The organism is Caldimonas mangrovi, from assembly GCF_023721835.1.
Lineage (GTDB): Bacteria > Pseudomonadota > Gammaproteobacteria > Burkholderiales > Burkholderiaceae_C > Caldimonas > Caldimonas mangrovi.
The window spans coordinates 270328-284241 of the sequence record NZ_JAMKFE010000002.1; the positions used below are offsets into that span (position 1 = coordinate 270328).

A 13914-nucleotide genomic window follows, 5' to 3' on the forward strand; every position below is an offset into this window, starting at 1 on the left:
ACCGGCTTGAGCCGCCCCAGGCACATGTCCGGGCCATCCGGTGGCCAAAAACGCTGAAAACGGCTGGCACAGGCTTTGCGTAGACATGACTCGTCATAACAAGTGAGGCGAGCATGAACAAGCCCGCGCCCTCCGCCGCAAGGGTGGTGTCGCTGCATGAAGCCGCGATGCCGACGCGCGACGCGCTGCACCCGCAGTCGCCGGTCCCGCTGTACGAGCAGATCAAGGCGATCGTGCGCTCGCGCATCCTCGACGGCACCTACCAGCCACACCAGCAGATGCCGTCGGAAGCCGAGATGATGGCCGCCTTCGATGTCAGCCGCATCACCGTGCGCCAGGCGCTGAATGACCTGCAGAACGAGGGACTGATCTTTCGCATCCACGGCAAGGGCACGTACGTCTCCAAGCCCAAGGCCTTCCAGGACCTCGGGCGGCTGCAGGGCTTCGGCGAGGCGATGCGCCAGATGGGCTACGAGACCTTCTCGCGCGTGCTGTCGGTCAGGAACGTGGCGCCCACGGCGCAGGTGCAGGAGCGGTTGCACCTGCCCAAACGCGCGAAGGTCACTGAACTGCAGCGCGTGCGCTTCCTGAACCGCGAGCCGATCTCGCTCGACGTCACCTATGTGCCGGTGTCCATCGGCAGCCGGCTGGCCAAGGAAGACCTCGCCGCGCGCGACGTGTTCGTGATCCTGGAGAACGACTATGGCCTGTCGCTCGGTCATGCCGAACTGCAGATCGGCTCGACGCTGGCTGACGAGGCGCTGGCCGCCCAGCTGCTCGTGGAGGAGGGCTCGCCGGTGCTGTTCATCGAACGCACGACACACATGGCCGACGGCACGCCGGTCGACTACGAGCATCTGTACTACCGCGGCGATGCCTTTCAGTACAAGGTGCGTGTCGATCGTGTGCCGGTGCCCGTACAGCGATGAACGCATGAGCTCATGCGGATTGATTCGTTCCCATCGGCGGCAAGCCGCAGACAGACTCCATTGAGAGGACAAGACATGGACACGATCGAACTCGAATACGACATCGTCGTCGTCGGCGGCGGCACCGGGGGCCCGATGGCCGCGGTGAAGGCCAAGGAGAAGAACCCCAAGCTGCGCGTGCTGCTGCTCGACAAGGCCAACGTCAAGCGCAGCGGCGCCATCTCGATGGGCATGGACGGTCTCAACAACGCGGTGATTCCCGGCCATGCGACGCCCGAGCAGTACACCAAGGAGATCACCGTCGCCAACGACGGCATCGTCGACCAGAAGGGCGTGTACGCCTATGCCGCCAACAGCTACGCGATGATCCAGGAACTCGACCGCTGGGGCGTGAAGTTCGAAAAGGACGAAACCGGCGACTATGCGGTGCGCAAGGTGCACCATCTCGGCAGCTACGTGTTGCCGATGCCGGAAGGCCACCACATGAAGCGCGTGCTGTACCGGCAACTGAAGCGTGCACGCGTCGAGATCACCAACCGCGTGGTCGTCACCCGCCTGCTCACCGGCCCGAAGGGCGAGATCGCCGGCGTGATGGGCTTCGACTGCCGTACCGCCGACTTCTACGTCATCAAGGCCAAGGCCGTGGTGATCTGCACCGGCGCCGCCGGGCGACTGGGGCTGCCGGCCTCCGGCTACCTGTGGGGCACCTACGAGAACCCGACCAACTGCGGCGACGGCCACGCGATGGCCTATCACGCGGGTGCCGAGCTGACCAACCTGGAATGCTTCCAGATCAACCCGCTGATCAAGGACTACAACGGGCCGGCCTGCGCCTACGTCACCGGCCCGTTCGGCGGCTATACCGCCAACGCGACGGGCGAGCGCTTCATCGAGTGCGACTACTGGAGCGGCCAGATGATGCTCGAGTTCTTCAACGAGCTCGAAGGCGGCAAGGGCCCGGTATTCCTGAAGCTCGATCACCTGGCCGAGGAAACGATCAGCGAGATCGAGCACATCCTGCACACCAACGAGCGGCCCAGCCGCGGGCGCTTCCACGAGCAGCGCGGCACCGACTACCGCCAGCGGATGATCGAGATGCACATCTCCGAGATCGGCTTCTGCAGCGGCCACAGCGCGTCGGGCATCTGGACCAACGAGCGCGGCGAATGCTCGATCCCCGGGCTGTATGCCGCCGGCGACTGTGCCAGCATTCCGCACAACTACATGCTCGGCGCCTTCGTCTACGGCAAGTTCTGCGGCGACAACGCAGCGGACTATGTCAGCGGCATCGAGCAGCCGGCCTTCGAGAGCGATCGCGTGCAGGCCGAGCGCGAGCGCGTGTGGGCGCCGCTGGCGCGCAGCGAAGGGCCGACGCCGTTCCAGGTCGAGTACAAGACCCGGCGCTTCGTCAACGACTACCTGCAGCCGCCCAAGGTCACCCGCAAGATGGAGATCGGCCTGCAGCGCTTCGACGAGATCCGCGAAGCCCTGGCCCACATGAGCGCCGCCAACCCGCACGAACTGATGCGCGCGATGGAGGCCTACACCATCCGCGACTGCGCCGAGCTGGCCGCGCGGGCGTCGTTGTACCGCACCGAAAGCCGCTGGGGCCTCTACCACCTGTGCGTCGACCACCCCGAGAAGGACGACGAGCAGTGGTTCTGTCACACCAACGTGAAGTGCGCCGCGAACGGCCAGGCGCAATTCCGCAAGCGCGAGATCGAGCCCTACTTCATCCAGCTGAACGAGCAGGAGAAGACGGCCTACCAGCGCCTGCGTGTCGCCAGCGCCCCTCAAGCCGCCTGAAAAGGAGCCCAGCCATGACCATTGCCCTGACCCGTACCCAGGCCCCCGTCGTCGTCGACGAGGACAAGTGCATCGCCGACAAGGGCTGCACCGTGTGCGTCGACGTCTGCCCGCTCGACGTGCTGGCGATCGACCCGACCAAGGACAAGGCCTACATGAAGTTCGACGAATGCTGGTACTGCATGCCGTGCGAGCAGGACTGCCCGACCGGCGCCGTGCACGTCAACCTGCCGTACCTGGTGCGCTGAAGGGGGGCGGACATGAGCATTCATGAACGACTGCGCAGCACTGACGCCGAGGTGCGCCGCCTGGCCGTGATCGACCTGCCGTACTGCGATGACGAGGACGACGTGGCACCGTGGCTGGTGGCGGCGCTGGCCGACACCGATGCCGCCGTGCGCGCCGAAGCCGCCAGGGCGCTCGAAGGTTATGAGGAACCAGAAGTGCTGGCCGCCCTGGTCCCGTTGCTGAAGGATGCACAGCCGGAAGTGCGCGACGCCGTCGCGCAGACGCTTGCCGAACTGAAAGAAGCCGGCTCGGCGCGCTACCTGGTGCCGTATCTGACCGACGCCGAGCCGCCGGTGCAGGCGGCCGCGCTGCGGGCGGTGAAAGCCTTGCGCGTCGAGGTCGCGTTCGAGCCGGCGCTGGCCGCGCTCGAAAGTGCCGACCCGGCCGTGCGTCGCGAGGCCGTCGGCGTGCTCGGCTACCTGAAGAAGCTCGAGGCGATCGGCGCGTTGACGCAGGCGGCCGCGCACGACCCTGACGCCGAGGTCCGCCGAGTTGCGGTCGGTGCGCTGGGCTTCGCGTCCGAGACCGTGGAGGTCAGTGTGCATCCTGCGCTCAGCCGGGCGCTGCACGACGCCGCGTGGCAGGTGCGTGAAGAGGCAGCCACCACCTTCGGCAAGCTCGGCACCATGCTGGGGCAGGCCGATCTCGTCGATGCGATGGCCGACGACTATTGGCAGGTGCGCGTGAAGGCCGCTCGCGCACTGGGCAAGCTCAAGGCGCGTGCCGGCGTGCCGGCATTGAGCGAAGCGCTGCAGCACCCGATCAGCAACCTGCGCAAGGAAGCGGTGATTGCGCTCGGCGAGATCGGCGACCCGCGTGCGATCACGCCGCTGGAGCGTGCACTGGCCGACGCCGACCCGGACGTCCGCAAGCTCGCCAAGCTGGCCCTGGCCAGCATCCAGTTGAACGGTGCCGCGCTCGCGGCCGGGGAGGCCTCATGACCCATGTCGTCACCGAAGCCTGCATCCGCTGCAAATACACCGATTGCGTGGCCGTGTGCCCGGTCGAGTGCTTCCACGAAGGTCCGAACTTCCTCGTGATCGACCCGGCCGCCTGCATCGACTGCGGGGTCTGCATCCCCGAGTGCCCGGTGGAGGCGATCGTCGACGAAAAGGACCTGCCGCCGCACCAGGCGGAGTACCTGGAACTCAATGCAACGTTGGCCGTGCAATGGCCGGTGATCACCCAGTCGCGCGAGCCGTTGCCCGATGCCGACGACTGGGCCGACCGACAGGACAAGAGAGCCTTGCTGAGCGCCACCGCGTAAGGCAGGCAAGAAGCGAAGTGCCCGAGGAGAAGGAGCCGGCCGGCAGCGCGAAGGGGCCACCGAGAGGTGGCATCGATCTTGCGCAGCGCCCCCGCCGGATGGACGTGCCCCACTCAGGAGCTGACATGGACTCGACCCAACCCACGTTGATCTCTCTTTCCGCGCGACCCGACGCCCGCTGGCGCACAGCCGCCGCCGCACTGTGCCTGGGCCTGCTGTCCGCCGCCGCGATGGCGAAGGACGTGGTCACGCTCGGGATCGGCACCCAGAACACGACCACCAACACCGTCACCGGTGGTGTCGTGATCAAGGAACTGAAGCTGCTGGAGAAGTACCTGCCGAGGACCGGCAAGTACAAGGACCTCGAGTTCAAGCTCGACTGGCAGAACTTCACCTCGGGGCCGCCGGTGACCAACGGCATGGTGGCCGACAAGCTGCAGATCGGCATGATGGGCGACTACCCGCTGCTGGTGAACGGTGCCATCGGCCAGCAGAACAAGGGCAACGAGACGCAGCTGGTCGCGGTCATCGCGTACAACGCATTCGGCGCCGGCAACGGCCTGGTGGTGCACAAGGACAGCCCCTACTACGAGCTGGCCGACCTGAAGGGCAAGCTGGTCTCGGTGCCGTTCGGCTCCGCGGCGCACGGCATGGTGCTGCAGGCGATGCAGGAGCGCGGCTGGCCCGACACCTACTGGAACCTCGTGAGCCAGAGCCCGGAGGTCGGCACCACCAACCTGCAGGAGAAGAAGATCGACGCGCACGCCGACTTCGTGCCTTTCGCCGACCTGCTGCCGCACCGCGGCTTCGCCCGCAAGATCTTCGACGGTGCGCAGACCAAGGTGCCCACTTTCCACGGCGTGGTGGTTCGCAAGGACTTCGCCGAGAAGTACCCCGAAGTGGTCGTGGCCTACATCCAGGCGCTGATGGACGCGAACGACTGGCTGCGCAAGAACCCGCAGCTCGCGGCCGCGAAGATCGAGGAGTGGACCAAGATCGAGAAGGAAGTGGCCTACCTCTACCTCGGCCCCGGCGGCATCCACACGCTGGATCCGACCATCAAGCCGCGCTGGCTCGACACCGTCAAGACGGCCTACGGCGTGCTGCACAAGCTGGGCCGTGTGAAGGAGTTCGACCTCGGTGCCTGGGTCAACGAGAGCTACGTGCGCCAAGCCTACAAGGCGCGCGGGCTGGACTACGAAGCGCAGAAGCAGACGCTCGCCAACTACGACATCGCCGGCACCGACCCGGTCTGCAAGACCGCCGTGACGCGCCCGAAGGAGGCCGGCGAGATCTGGCTGGCCAGCGGCGAGATCGTGCCGGTCAGCTCGCCTGCCTGCCTGCTGGCCGGCGTGCGCAAGTACGAAGCCGAAGGCAGGAAGATCAACGTCGCCTACGTCTTCGACAAGGAGCTGGGCATCAAGCTGTTCGCCGACAAGGCCTTCTATGCGGTGGACGCGAGCAATCCCAAGAGTCCCGTGATGGTGCCCTTCCTGCTGAAGAAGGACGCCGAGGCGCATGCCGCCCGGACCAAGGGACAACTCGCGACGTATGCCGAGGCGCTCGGCCTGGTGTCGGGCATTGCGGTGGCCGCGGCGCCGTCGGGGAAGTGACATGCAGGCCGCCAAGCTCCTGAAGCCCGGCTATGCCGGCAGCGACGGCCCGGGCGATTCCACGCACGCCGAAGCGACCGTCACGACCTTGCCCACGCAGGTCACGGTACAGGCCGTGCCGCCCCCGCCGCTCCCGCTCGCCGCACCGGCAGCCGCGGCTCCGGTGCACAGGCTGCGCGCGTGGGTGAAGGACCACCTGGCCGCCCATCTGCTCAGCGCAGCGTCGATCGGCGCGATGCTGCTGTTCTGGCATCTCGCCACCACCTACCGCTGGGACTTCTACATCCGCTTCAACAACATCCCGACGCCGGCCGACGTGCTGGCCAAGGTGGTGGAGGTGTTCAGCACCGACAAGTTCGCGACCAATATCGCGTTGAGCGTGCGGCGCATCCTGCTCGGCTTTGCAGTCGCGGCCGCGCTGGGCATGGCGCTGGGCATCGCGATCGGCCGCTATCGCTGGGTGCGCCACCTGACCTTCCCGGCGATGGAGGTGCTGCGGCCGATTCCTGCGATCGCCTGGGTGCCGATGTCCATCATGCTGTGGCCCGACAACGAGGTCAGCATCGTGTTCATCACCTTCCTCGGCGCCTTCTTCCCGATCCTGCTCAATACCGTGCATGGCGTCGAAGCCATCGACCCGGTGCTGCTGCGGGCCGGCCGCACGCTGGGCGCACGTGAGCCGGCGCTGCTGTGGCACGTGGTGCTGCCCGGCGCGCTGCCGCACATCTTCACCGGCCTGGCCGTCGGCATGGGGGTGGCCTGGGTGTCGCTGATCGCTGCCGAAATGATCTCCGGGCAGTTCGGCATCGGCTATTTCACGTGGGAAGCGTACGCCCTGATCACGTATGCCGAGATCGCACTCGGGATGATCACGATCGGCGTGCTGGGCTTGCTGTGCAGCGGCGCGATCCGACTGGTGGCCCGCACGACCATGCCCTGGCAGGCGTATTCATCGAAAGGCTCGCGCACATGAACCAGAGCACCGCCACCGCCGGGCACGTCGAGGTGCTTCACCTCGGCATCCGGTTCGACATCAAGGGCGCGGCGATGGAGGCCGTGCAGGACGTGTCCGTCCACGTGCGTCCGGGCGAATTCGTCTCACTGATCGGCCCCTCGGGCTGTGGCAAGTCGACGCTGCTCAATGCCGTGGCCGGGTTCCTGAAACCCAGTGCCGGGCGGGTGCTGCTCGACGGCCACGAGGTCAAGGGCCCGGGCTCCGACCGCGGTGTGGTGTTCCAGCAGTACTCGCTGTTCCCGTGGATGACGGTGCGCAGGAATGTCGAGTTCGGCCTGAAGATGAAGGGCGTGTCTGCGAGCGAGCGCGAGGCCCAGGCGCGCACGCTGCTCGGGCTGGCGGGCTTGCTGTCGTTCGAGAACCACTACCCCGACCAGTTGTCCGGCGGCATGAAACAGCGCGTCGGCATCGTGCGCGCGCTGGCCACCGGCCCACAGGTGCTGTTGATGGACGAGCCCTTCGGCGCGCTCGATTCGCAGACACGCGTGGTGATGCAGGAGATCCTGACCAACATGTGGCAGCGCCTGCGCATCTCGGTGCTGTTCATCACCCACGACATCGACGAGGCGGTGTTCCTGTCGGACCGGATCTACGTCATGACGGCCCGGCCCGGGCGCGTGAAGTCGGAACTCGTGGTGCCGCTGCCGCGGCCGCGCACCGCGGAAATGACCGGGACACCGCAGTTCCTCTCGATGGTGCGGACCCTCAAGGGCCTGATTCGCGAGGAGAGCCTGGCGGCGATGGGCGGCGAGTTGCGCGACGGCGGGCTCGGCGGCCTGAGCACCGAAGTGGGACCCGCGGGCGTGGGGCAATTGGTATGAGCTGCGCACCGACCCACGCCGTGTGGCACCAGGCGTCCGGGGCCGTCGAACTGGCATGGAGCGACGGGGCTCGGGCTGTGCTGAGTGGTGCCGCATTGCGCTCGGCCTGCCGGTGTGCCGGGTGCGAGCGCGTGCGTCGCTCCGGGGGGCGTGTCGATGCTCCGGTGGCCGTGCGGGTCGTCGACCTGCGGCCGATGGGGGAAGGGGCGGTGCAGATCTGCTTCAGCGACGGACACGAGCGCGGTGTCTATCCGTGGGTCTATCTGCGTGACCTCGTGCATGAGGCGATCGCGTGACCTGCGGGACGCGGCCCGATCGCAGCAACGGCAAAATCAAGGTCAGGAACCATGAGCAATCTTTTCGACGCCAAGATCCTCACCGTCCACCACTGGACCGACCGCCTCTTCTCGTTCACGACCACCCGTGACCCGGGGTTCCGCTTCCAGAGCGGCCAGTTCACGATGATCGGCCTGACGATCGACCGCAAGCCGCTGCTGCGTGCCTACAGCATGGTGAGCCCGCACTATGAGGAAACGCTGGAATTCCTCAGCATCAAGGTTTCCGACGGTCCCCTCACGTCCAGGCTCCAGCACGTGCAACCCGGCGACACACTGCTCGTCGGCCGCAAGGCTTCCGGCACGCTGTTGCTGCAGAACCTGCTGCCCGGCAGGACGCTGTACCTGCTGTCCACCGGCACCGGCCTGGCGCCCTTCATGAGCGTGATCCGCGACCCCGACGTCTACGATCTCTTCGAGAAGATCGTGCTCGTGCACGGCTGCCGCCACGTCAACGAGCTGGCCTACGCCGAACTGATCCAGAAAGAGCTGCCGAAAAACGAGTGGTTCGGCGCAGCGCTGGGCCGGCAACTCCTCTACTACCCTACCGTGACGCGCGAGCCGTTCAGGCACCAGGGCCGCATTCCGACCCTGATGGAAACAGGCCGGCTCGCCCACGACGTCGGGCTGGCGCCGCTGAGCCGCGAGCACGACCGCTTCATGCTGTGCGGCAGCCCGGAAATGTTGAAGGACACGCGCGCACTGCTCGACAAGCTCGGAATGTCAGAGGGCAACATGAGCACGCCGGGGCACTATGTGATCGAACGGGCCTTCGTCGACAAGTGAGCCGCAGATGCTGCGAATGACCCGCGCCGGGGCGCTGTGGGCGCAGGCCCGGCAGGCGCCGGCGCTGGCCCCGGGTACCCTGCTGTGCGGCGTGATCGCGCTTGCGGCCAGTTTCGTCGCTGCGCTGCACCAGGGTCCCCAGATGCTGTACGCCTTGCTGTTCGGCTCGGCCTTTCACTACCTGAGCACCGAGCCGCGCACGGCTGCGGGCGTCGAGTTCTGCGGGCGCACGCTGCTGCGGCTGGGCATCGGCCTGCTCGGCGCACGCATCACGGCCGAGCAGGTGGCCGCACTCGGCGGCTGGACCGCAGCAGTGATCGTCGTCGGCGTGCTCAGCACCCTGCTGTGCGGCCTGTTGCTCGGCCGCCGCCTGCGGCTCAGCTGGGCGCAGGGGGTGCTGGCCGGGGGCGCCACGGCGATCTGCGGCGCTTCGGCCGGGCTGGCGATCGCGGCCGTGCTGCCGCGCGACAGGGAGCTGGAGCGAACCACGATCGCGGTGGTCGTCAGCGTCACCAGCCTGTCGACGCTGGCGATGCTGCTCTATCCGGCCATTGCCCGGTCGGCGGGCCTGCCACCCTTGCTGGCCGGTCTGTTCATCGGCGGCACCATCCATGACGTTGCGCAAGTGGTGGTGGCGGGCTATGCGCTGGGGCCGCAGGCGGGCGATGCCGCCACCATCGTCAAGCTGTGCCGCGTGGCGTTGCTGGCGGCCGTCGTGTTCGGCATCTCGCTGTTCACTCGCCGGCAGCACGCAGCCGCCGGCGCCGGCAAGGGGCCGGCATTGCTGCCATGGTTCCTGCTGCTGTTCTTCGCGATCGTCGCATGCAATTCGGCCGGCTGGCTCGCGCCCGCATGGCGCGGTGCGATGGACGGCACCTCGCGCACCTGCCTGCTGCTGGGCGTGGCGGCACTCGGCATGAAGAGCTCTTTCATGCAGCTCGCACGTGCCGGCTGGCGCCCGCTGCTGCTGGTGCTGCTGTGCACGGCGTGGCTGGCGGCCTTCGTGCTCGGGGCAGCCGTGCTGCTGATGCGGCACGGCGCCTGAGCCGCATCGCTCAAGCCGCCACCGGGTAGCCCTCTTCGGCGATCGCCTTCGCGATCGCTGCGCGCGGCTGCTCGCTGGCGACCTCGACCTGGCCTCGCTCGAGCTGCACCTCGACCTTGGCCTGCGGGTCGAGCCGTTGCACCGCCTGTGTCACGGCGCGCACGCAGTGACCGCAGCTCATGCCTTGCACTTGAAATGTCTGGTTCATCGCGGGCCTTTCGTTTTTCCGTTGAAAAGAAGAAGGGAACGGCATCACTGTCGGTCTTGCCATCGTGGCAAGGTCAAGTGCCCTTTCTCAGGCAGGGCTTGTTGAGAACGGGCACCGGCGTCAGTGCTGCAACCGCGGGTCGCTGCTCAAGGCGTCGAACAAAAACTGCGCGAAAGCCCGTACGCGGGCCACCTGCCGCAGGTCCGGATGGGTCAGCACCCACAGTTGCGTGTCGAGCGACGGCGATGGCGGCGCCAGGGCCGTCAGTTCGGGTCTTGCGTCGGCCAGCGGGCACAGCAGCAGGCCGACACCGAACCCCTGCGCGACCGCCTCGACCATCCCGACCAGCGTGTCGGCGCGGAAGGCGATGCGCTCTGCCGGCACGTTGGCGCGCAGCCACTTCGCCTGTTCCAGGTGCGACAGCGATTCGTCGGGCGCCACCCAGCGGTAGTCGTCGGGGCCGAAGCGGCGGCCGAGTGTCTTCAGATAGGCGCGAGAGGCATACAAGCCCGTACGTATCGTCCCGACGCGCCGACCGACGAGATTGTCCGGCGGCCGGTTGGTGCCGCGCACGGCGACGTCGGCCTCGCGCTGCGTCAGGCTCGAAAAGCTGTTGTGGACCACCAGTTGCAACTGCACCTGCGGGTGCTCGCGCTGGAACGCCGCGAGGGTCGGCATCAGCACCCCCTGGGCCAGCGTGTCGGTGGTCGTCAGTCGCACGGTGCCCTGGATCGAAAGGTCTGCCCCCATCAACCGGCGCTGCGCCGATTCGATCTGCTCGGCCACGCCAGCAAGGCCTTCCGTCAGCTGATTGCCGGCCGACGTGAGCGCGTAGCCACCGGGCAGGCGGTCGAACAGCGTCACGCCCAGGCTGCTTTCCAGGCTGGCGAGCCGACGCAGCACCGTCGAGTGGTTGACGTGCAGCAGTGACGCGGCGCCGGACACCGACCCCTGCCGGCAGACCGCCAGAAAGTATTGCAGGTCGTCCCAGTTCATCGATGCGCCTCCGTGTGGATATGCAAAAACGCAGAATGATTCGGCATAAATATTGAATTGTCATGCAAGAGCGCGGAACTTAAATTTCACTCCATGCCGGCACGTCCCGGCGCATCAACGACCGCCGATGAACACTTCCATGCCCCTTCTGTTTCGTTCGCCAGGCCACGCCGCGCTGCTGTTGCGCGTCGCTCTCGGCGTCATGTGGATCACCCATGGCCTCGTGCTCAAGCTGATGACGTTCGGCATCGACGGCTTTGCCGGCTGGATGAGTTCACAAGGGCTGCCGTCGGTACTCGCCTGGCCCGTCGTGCTGGCCGAGATCGCCGGTGGCACAGCCATCGTGCTCGGCGTCCACGGCCGCTGGGTCTCGCTGGCGCTGCTGCCCATCCTGCTCGGCGCGACGCACATCCACGCCGGCAATGGCTGGGTGTTCACCAACCCGAACGGCGGCTGGGAGTACCCGGTCTTTCTCATCGTCGCATCGATCGCGCATTTCCTGCTCGGCGACGGCGTGCTGGCGCTGAAGCGTGAGCGCCTCTGATCCACCCACCTGCGAAAACCTGCCATGACACTCGAACTCGTCAGCCACCACTTGTGCCCCTATGTGCAGCGCGCGGCGATCGCGCTGGCCGAGAAAGGCGTGCCGTTCAAGCGCACCACGATCGATCTCGACGACAAGCCGGGCTGGTTCACCGAAATCTCGCCGCTGGGCAAGGTGCCGCTGCTGCGCGTCGACGGCGAGGTCATCTTCGAATCGGCCGTGATCCTCGAATACCTCGAAGAGACGCAGGCGCCCGCGCTGCACCCCGCCGACCCGCTGCAGCGGGCGCGTCACCGCGGCTGGATCGAGTTCGGCTCCAGCGTACTGGCAGACCTGTGGGGGTTCGAGACGGCACCCGACGATGCCGTGCTGAGCCAGAAGCGCGATGCGATGCGCGCGAAGTTCGAGCGCATCGAGCAGGTGCTCGGCGACGGCCCGTATTTCGACGGGCTGCGTTTCTCGCTCGTCGACGCGGTGTTCGGGCCGGTATTCCGGTACTGGGACGTGTTCGACGAGATCGCCGACTTCGGTGTGTTCGAGGGTCTGCCGAAGGTGCAGGCGTGGCGGCAGGCGCTGAGCGCGAGGCCGTCGGTGCGCGACGCCGTCGCGCCGGACTACCCAGAACGCCTCAGAGCCTTCCTGCGCCAGCGCGACGGCGCACTGGCAGCCAGGATGACCTGAGCGGCTCAGAGATCGAACTTGATCCCCTGCGCCAGCGGCAGTTCGCGCGAATAGTTGATGGTGTTCGTCGCGCGCCGCATGTAGGCCTTCCACGCGTCCGAGCCCGACTCGCGGCCGCCGCCGGTTTCCTTCTCGCCGCCGAACGCGCCACCGATCTCGGCGCCGGACGTGCCGATGTTGACATTGGCGATGCCGCAGTCCGAGCCGCGCGCCGACAGGAAGGCTTCCGCCTCGCGCAGGTCGGTCGTGAAGATGGCCGATGACAGGCCCTGCGGCACGTCGTTGTGCAGCGCCAGTGCCTTGTCGAAGTCGGCGTAGTGCATCACATACAGGATGGGTGCGAAGGTTTCGCCGCGCACCCCCTCGGTCTGCGCCGGCATTTCCACCAGCGCCGGGCTGACGTACCAGGCCTCGGGGTGCCGATCGGCCAGCACCCGTTCGCCGCCGTGCACGCTGCCGCCTTCCGAGCGGGCCTGGTCGAGTGCGCGCTGCATGCCTTCATACGCGGCCTGGTCGATCAGCGGACCCATCAGCGTGCCGGTCTCCAGCGGGTCGCCGACGCGCACGCTCGCGTAGGCACGTTTCAGCCGGCCGACCAGCTCCACGTACACGCTCTCGTGCACGATCAGCCGGCGTGCGGTGGTGCAGCGCTGCCCGGCGGTGCCGACGGCTGCGAAAACGATGGCCCGTGTCGCGAGGTCCAGGTCCGCCGAGGGCGCGACGATGACGGCGTTGTTGCCGCCCAGCTCCAGCAGGCAGCGGCCGAAACGCTGTGCCACGCGCGGCCCGATCGCGCGGCCCATGCGCGTGCTGCCGGTGGCCGAGACCAACGCGACCCTCGGGTGGTCGGCCAGGGCGGCGCCCGCGTCGGCCAGGCCCACCACCACCTGAGACAGCTGCGCCAGTTCAGCGTCGCCATAGGCGCTACACGCACGTTCGAACAGCGACTGCACGGCGAGCGCGCACAACGGCGCCTTCTCGGACGGTTTCCACACGACGGCGTTGCCGCACACGAGCGCCAGGGCGGCGTTCCAGGCCCACACCGCGACCGGGAAGTTGAACGCCGTGATCACGCCCACGACGCCCAGCGGGTGCCACGTCTCCATCATCCGGTGCCCCGGCCGCTCGGAGGCGATGGTCAGCCCGTGCAACTGACGCGACAGCCCGACCGCGAAGTCGCAGATGTCGATCATCTCCTGCACCTCGCCTTCGCCTTCCGCGGCAATCTTGCCGACTTCGAGCGAGACCAGCCAGCCCAGCTCGGCCTTGTGCCGGCGCAGCTCTTCGCCGAGCAGCCGCACCAGCTTGCCGCGGCGCGGCGCCGGCACGTCGCGCCAGCGCAAGAAGGCAGCCTGTGCACGTTCGACGGCGGCCGCCGTATCGGCCGCGCTCGCCTGCCGGAGCTGCCCCAGCAGGCGGCCGTCGATCGGAGAGCGGGTCGGGATCGGCCCGTCGGCATACGCGCTCTTCGGCACACCCAGGGCTTTCATCAGGTCGTCGAGGTTCATCTCTGTGCTCCAAACGGTTCAAGCGCCATCACGGCGGCACGACAGCATTCCATGCCGGCGACCGCCGCGCAG

At 67.4% G+C, this 13914-nt stretch carries 16 protein-coding genes; 13 read left to right on the top strand and 3 right to left on the bottom strand.

Annotated features, from left to right (window positions below; translation table 11 throughout):
- The first annotated feature begins 167 nt into the window (after nucleotides 1–167).
- The 11 genes from M8A51_RS03815 (at nucleotide 168) to M8A51_RS03865 (ending at nucleotide 9905) form a co-directional block, all read left to right on the top strand.
- Nucleotides 168–929, top strand: coding sequence for a GntR family transcriptional regulator (locus M8A51_RS03815; protein WP_251777037.1), 762 nt, complete (start codon nucleotides 168–170; stop codon nucleotides 927–929).
- 75 nt (nucleotides 930–1004) lie between these two features.
- Nucleotides 1005–2735, top strand: coding sequence for a fumarate reductase/succinate dehydrogenase flavoprotein subunit (locus tag M8A51_RS03820; protein ID WP_251776798.1), 1731 nt, complete (start codon nucleotides 1005–1007; stop codon nucleotides 2733–2735).
- Between the two features lie 14 nt (nucleotides 2736–2749).
- Complete coding sequence (locus tag M8A51_RS03825; RefSeq protein WP_251776799.1) at nucleotides 2750–2983, top strand: 4Fe-4S dicluster domain-containing protein; 234 nt, start codon at nucleotides 2750–2752, stop codon at nucleotides 2981–2983.
- 12 nt (nucleotides 2984–2995) lie between these two features.
- The gene (locus M8A51_RS03830) at nucleotides 2996–3964 is read left to right on the top strand and encodes a HEAT repeat domain-containing protein (protein ID WP_251776800.1); all 969 of its coding nucleotides are present in this window, start codon (nucleotides 2996–2998) and stop codon (nucleotides 3962–3964) included.
- A complete protein-coding gene (gene fdxA / locus M8A51_RS03835; RefSeq protein ID WP_251776801.1) occupies nucleotides 3961–4290 on the top strand; it encodes a ferredoxin FdxA in 330 nt (109 codons plus the stop codon). The genes M8A51_RS03830 and fdxA overlap by 4 nt, the downstream gene beginning before the upstream one ends.
- A 125-nt stretch (nucleotides 4291–4415) precedes the next feature.
- Complete coding sequence (locus M8A51_RS03840; RefSeq protein WP_251776802.1) at nucleotides 4416–5903, top strand: ABC transporter substrate-binding protein; 1488 nt, start codon at nucleotides 4416–4418, stop codon at nucleotides 5901–5903.
- A 1-nt stretch (nucleotide 5904) separates the two neighbouring features.
- Nucleotides 5905–6876, top strand: coding sequence for an ABC transporter permease (locus M8A51_RS03845; protein ID WP_251776803.1), 972 nt, complete (start codon nucleotides 5905–5907; stop codon nucleotides 6874–6876).
- Complete coding sequence (locus M8A51_RS03850; RefSeq protein ID WP_251776804.1) at nucleotides 6873–7739, top strand: ABC transporter ATP-binding protein; 867 nt, start codon at nucleotides 6873–6875, stop codon at nucleotides 7737–7739. Before M8A51_RS03845 ends, M8A51_RS03850 begins: the two co-directional genes overlap by 4 nt.
- Nucleotides 7736–8035 (top strand): DUF971 domain-containing protein, encoded by a 300-nt coding sequence (locus M8A51_RS03855; protein WP_251776805.1) that lies wholly within the window; start codon nucleotides 7736–7738, stop codon nucleotides 8033–8035. Before M8A51_RS03850 ends, M8A51_RS03855 begins: the two co-directional genes overlap by 4 nt.
- Before the next feature lie 51 nt (nucleotides 8036–8086).
- Nucleotides 8087–8860 (top strand): ferredoxin--NADP reductase, encoded by a 774-nt coding sequence (locus M8A51_RS03860; protein ID WP_251776806.1) that lies wholly within the window; start codon nucleotides 8087–8089, stop codon nucleotides 8858–8860.
- A gap of 7 nt (nucleotides 8861–8867) precedes the next feature.
- Nucleotides 8868–9905 (top strand): YeiH family protein, encoded by a 1038-nt coding sequence (locus M8A51_RS03865; protein ID WP_251776807.1) that lies wholly within the window; start codon nucleotides 8868–8870, stop codon nucleotides 9903–9905.
- Nucleotides 9906–9915: 10 nt separating this feature from the next.
- On the opposite strand, the gene M8A51_RS03870 is transcribed toward M8A51_RS03865, so the two are convergent.
- Nucleotides 9916–10113: a cation transporter gene (locus tag M8A51_RS03870; RefSeq protein WP_251776808.1), complete on the bottom strand. Its 198-nt coding sequence runs from the start codon at nucleotides 10111–10113 to the stop codon at nucleotides 9916–9918.
- Nucleotides 10114–10233: 120 nt separating this feature from the next.
- The gene (locus M8A51_RS03875) at nucleotides 10234–11109 is read right to left on the bottom strand and encodes a LysR family transcriptional regulator (protein ID WP_251776809.1); all 876 of its coding nucleotides are present in this window, start codon (nucleotides 11107–11109) and stop codon (nucleotides 10234–10236) included.
- 139 nt (nucleotides 11110–11248) lie between these two features.
- On the opposite strand from M8A51_RS03875, the gene M8A51_RS03880 reads away from it, so the two are divergent.
- Together M8A51_RS03880 and M8A51_RS03885 are read left to right on the top strand one after the other, a co-directional pair.
- On the top strand, nucleotides 11249–11653 hold the full coding sequence (locus M8A51_RS03880) for a DoxX family protein (protein WP_251776810.1): 405 nt from the start codon (nucleotides 11249–11251) through the stop codon (nucleotides 11651–11653).
- 24 nt (nucleotides 11654–11677) lie between these two features.
- Nucleotides 11678–12334: a glutathione S-transferase family protein gene (locus M8A51_RS03885; protein WP_251776811.1), complete on the top strand. Its 657-nt coding sequence runs from the start codon at nucleotides 11678–11680 to the stop codon at nucleotides 12332–12334.
- Nucleotides 12335–12339: 5 nt separating this feature from the next.
- Here M8A51_RS03885 and amaB read toward each other — a convergent pair whose 3' ends face one another.
- On the bottom strand, nucleotides 12340–13842 hold the full coding sequence (gene amaB / locus M8A51_RS03890) for an L-piperidine-6-carboxylate dehydrogenase (protein ID WP_251776812.1): 1503 nt from the start codon (nucleotides 13840–13842) through the stop codon (nucleotides 12340–12342).
- Nucleotides 13843–13914 lie beyond the last annotated feature (72 nt).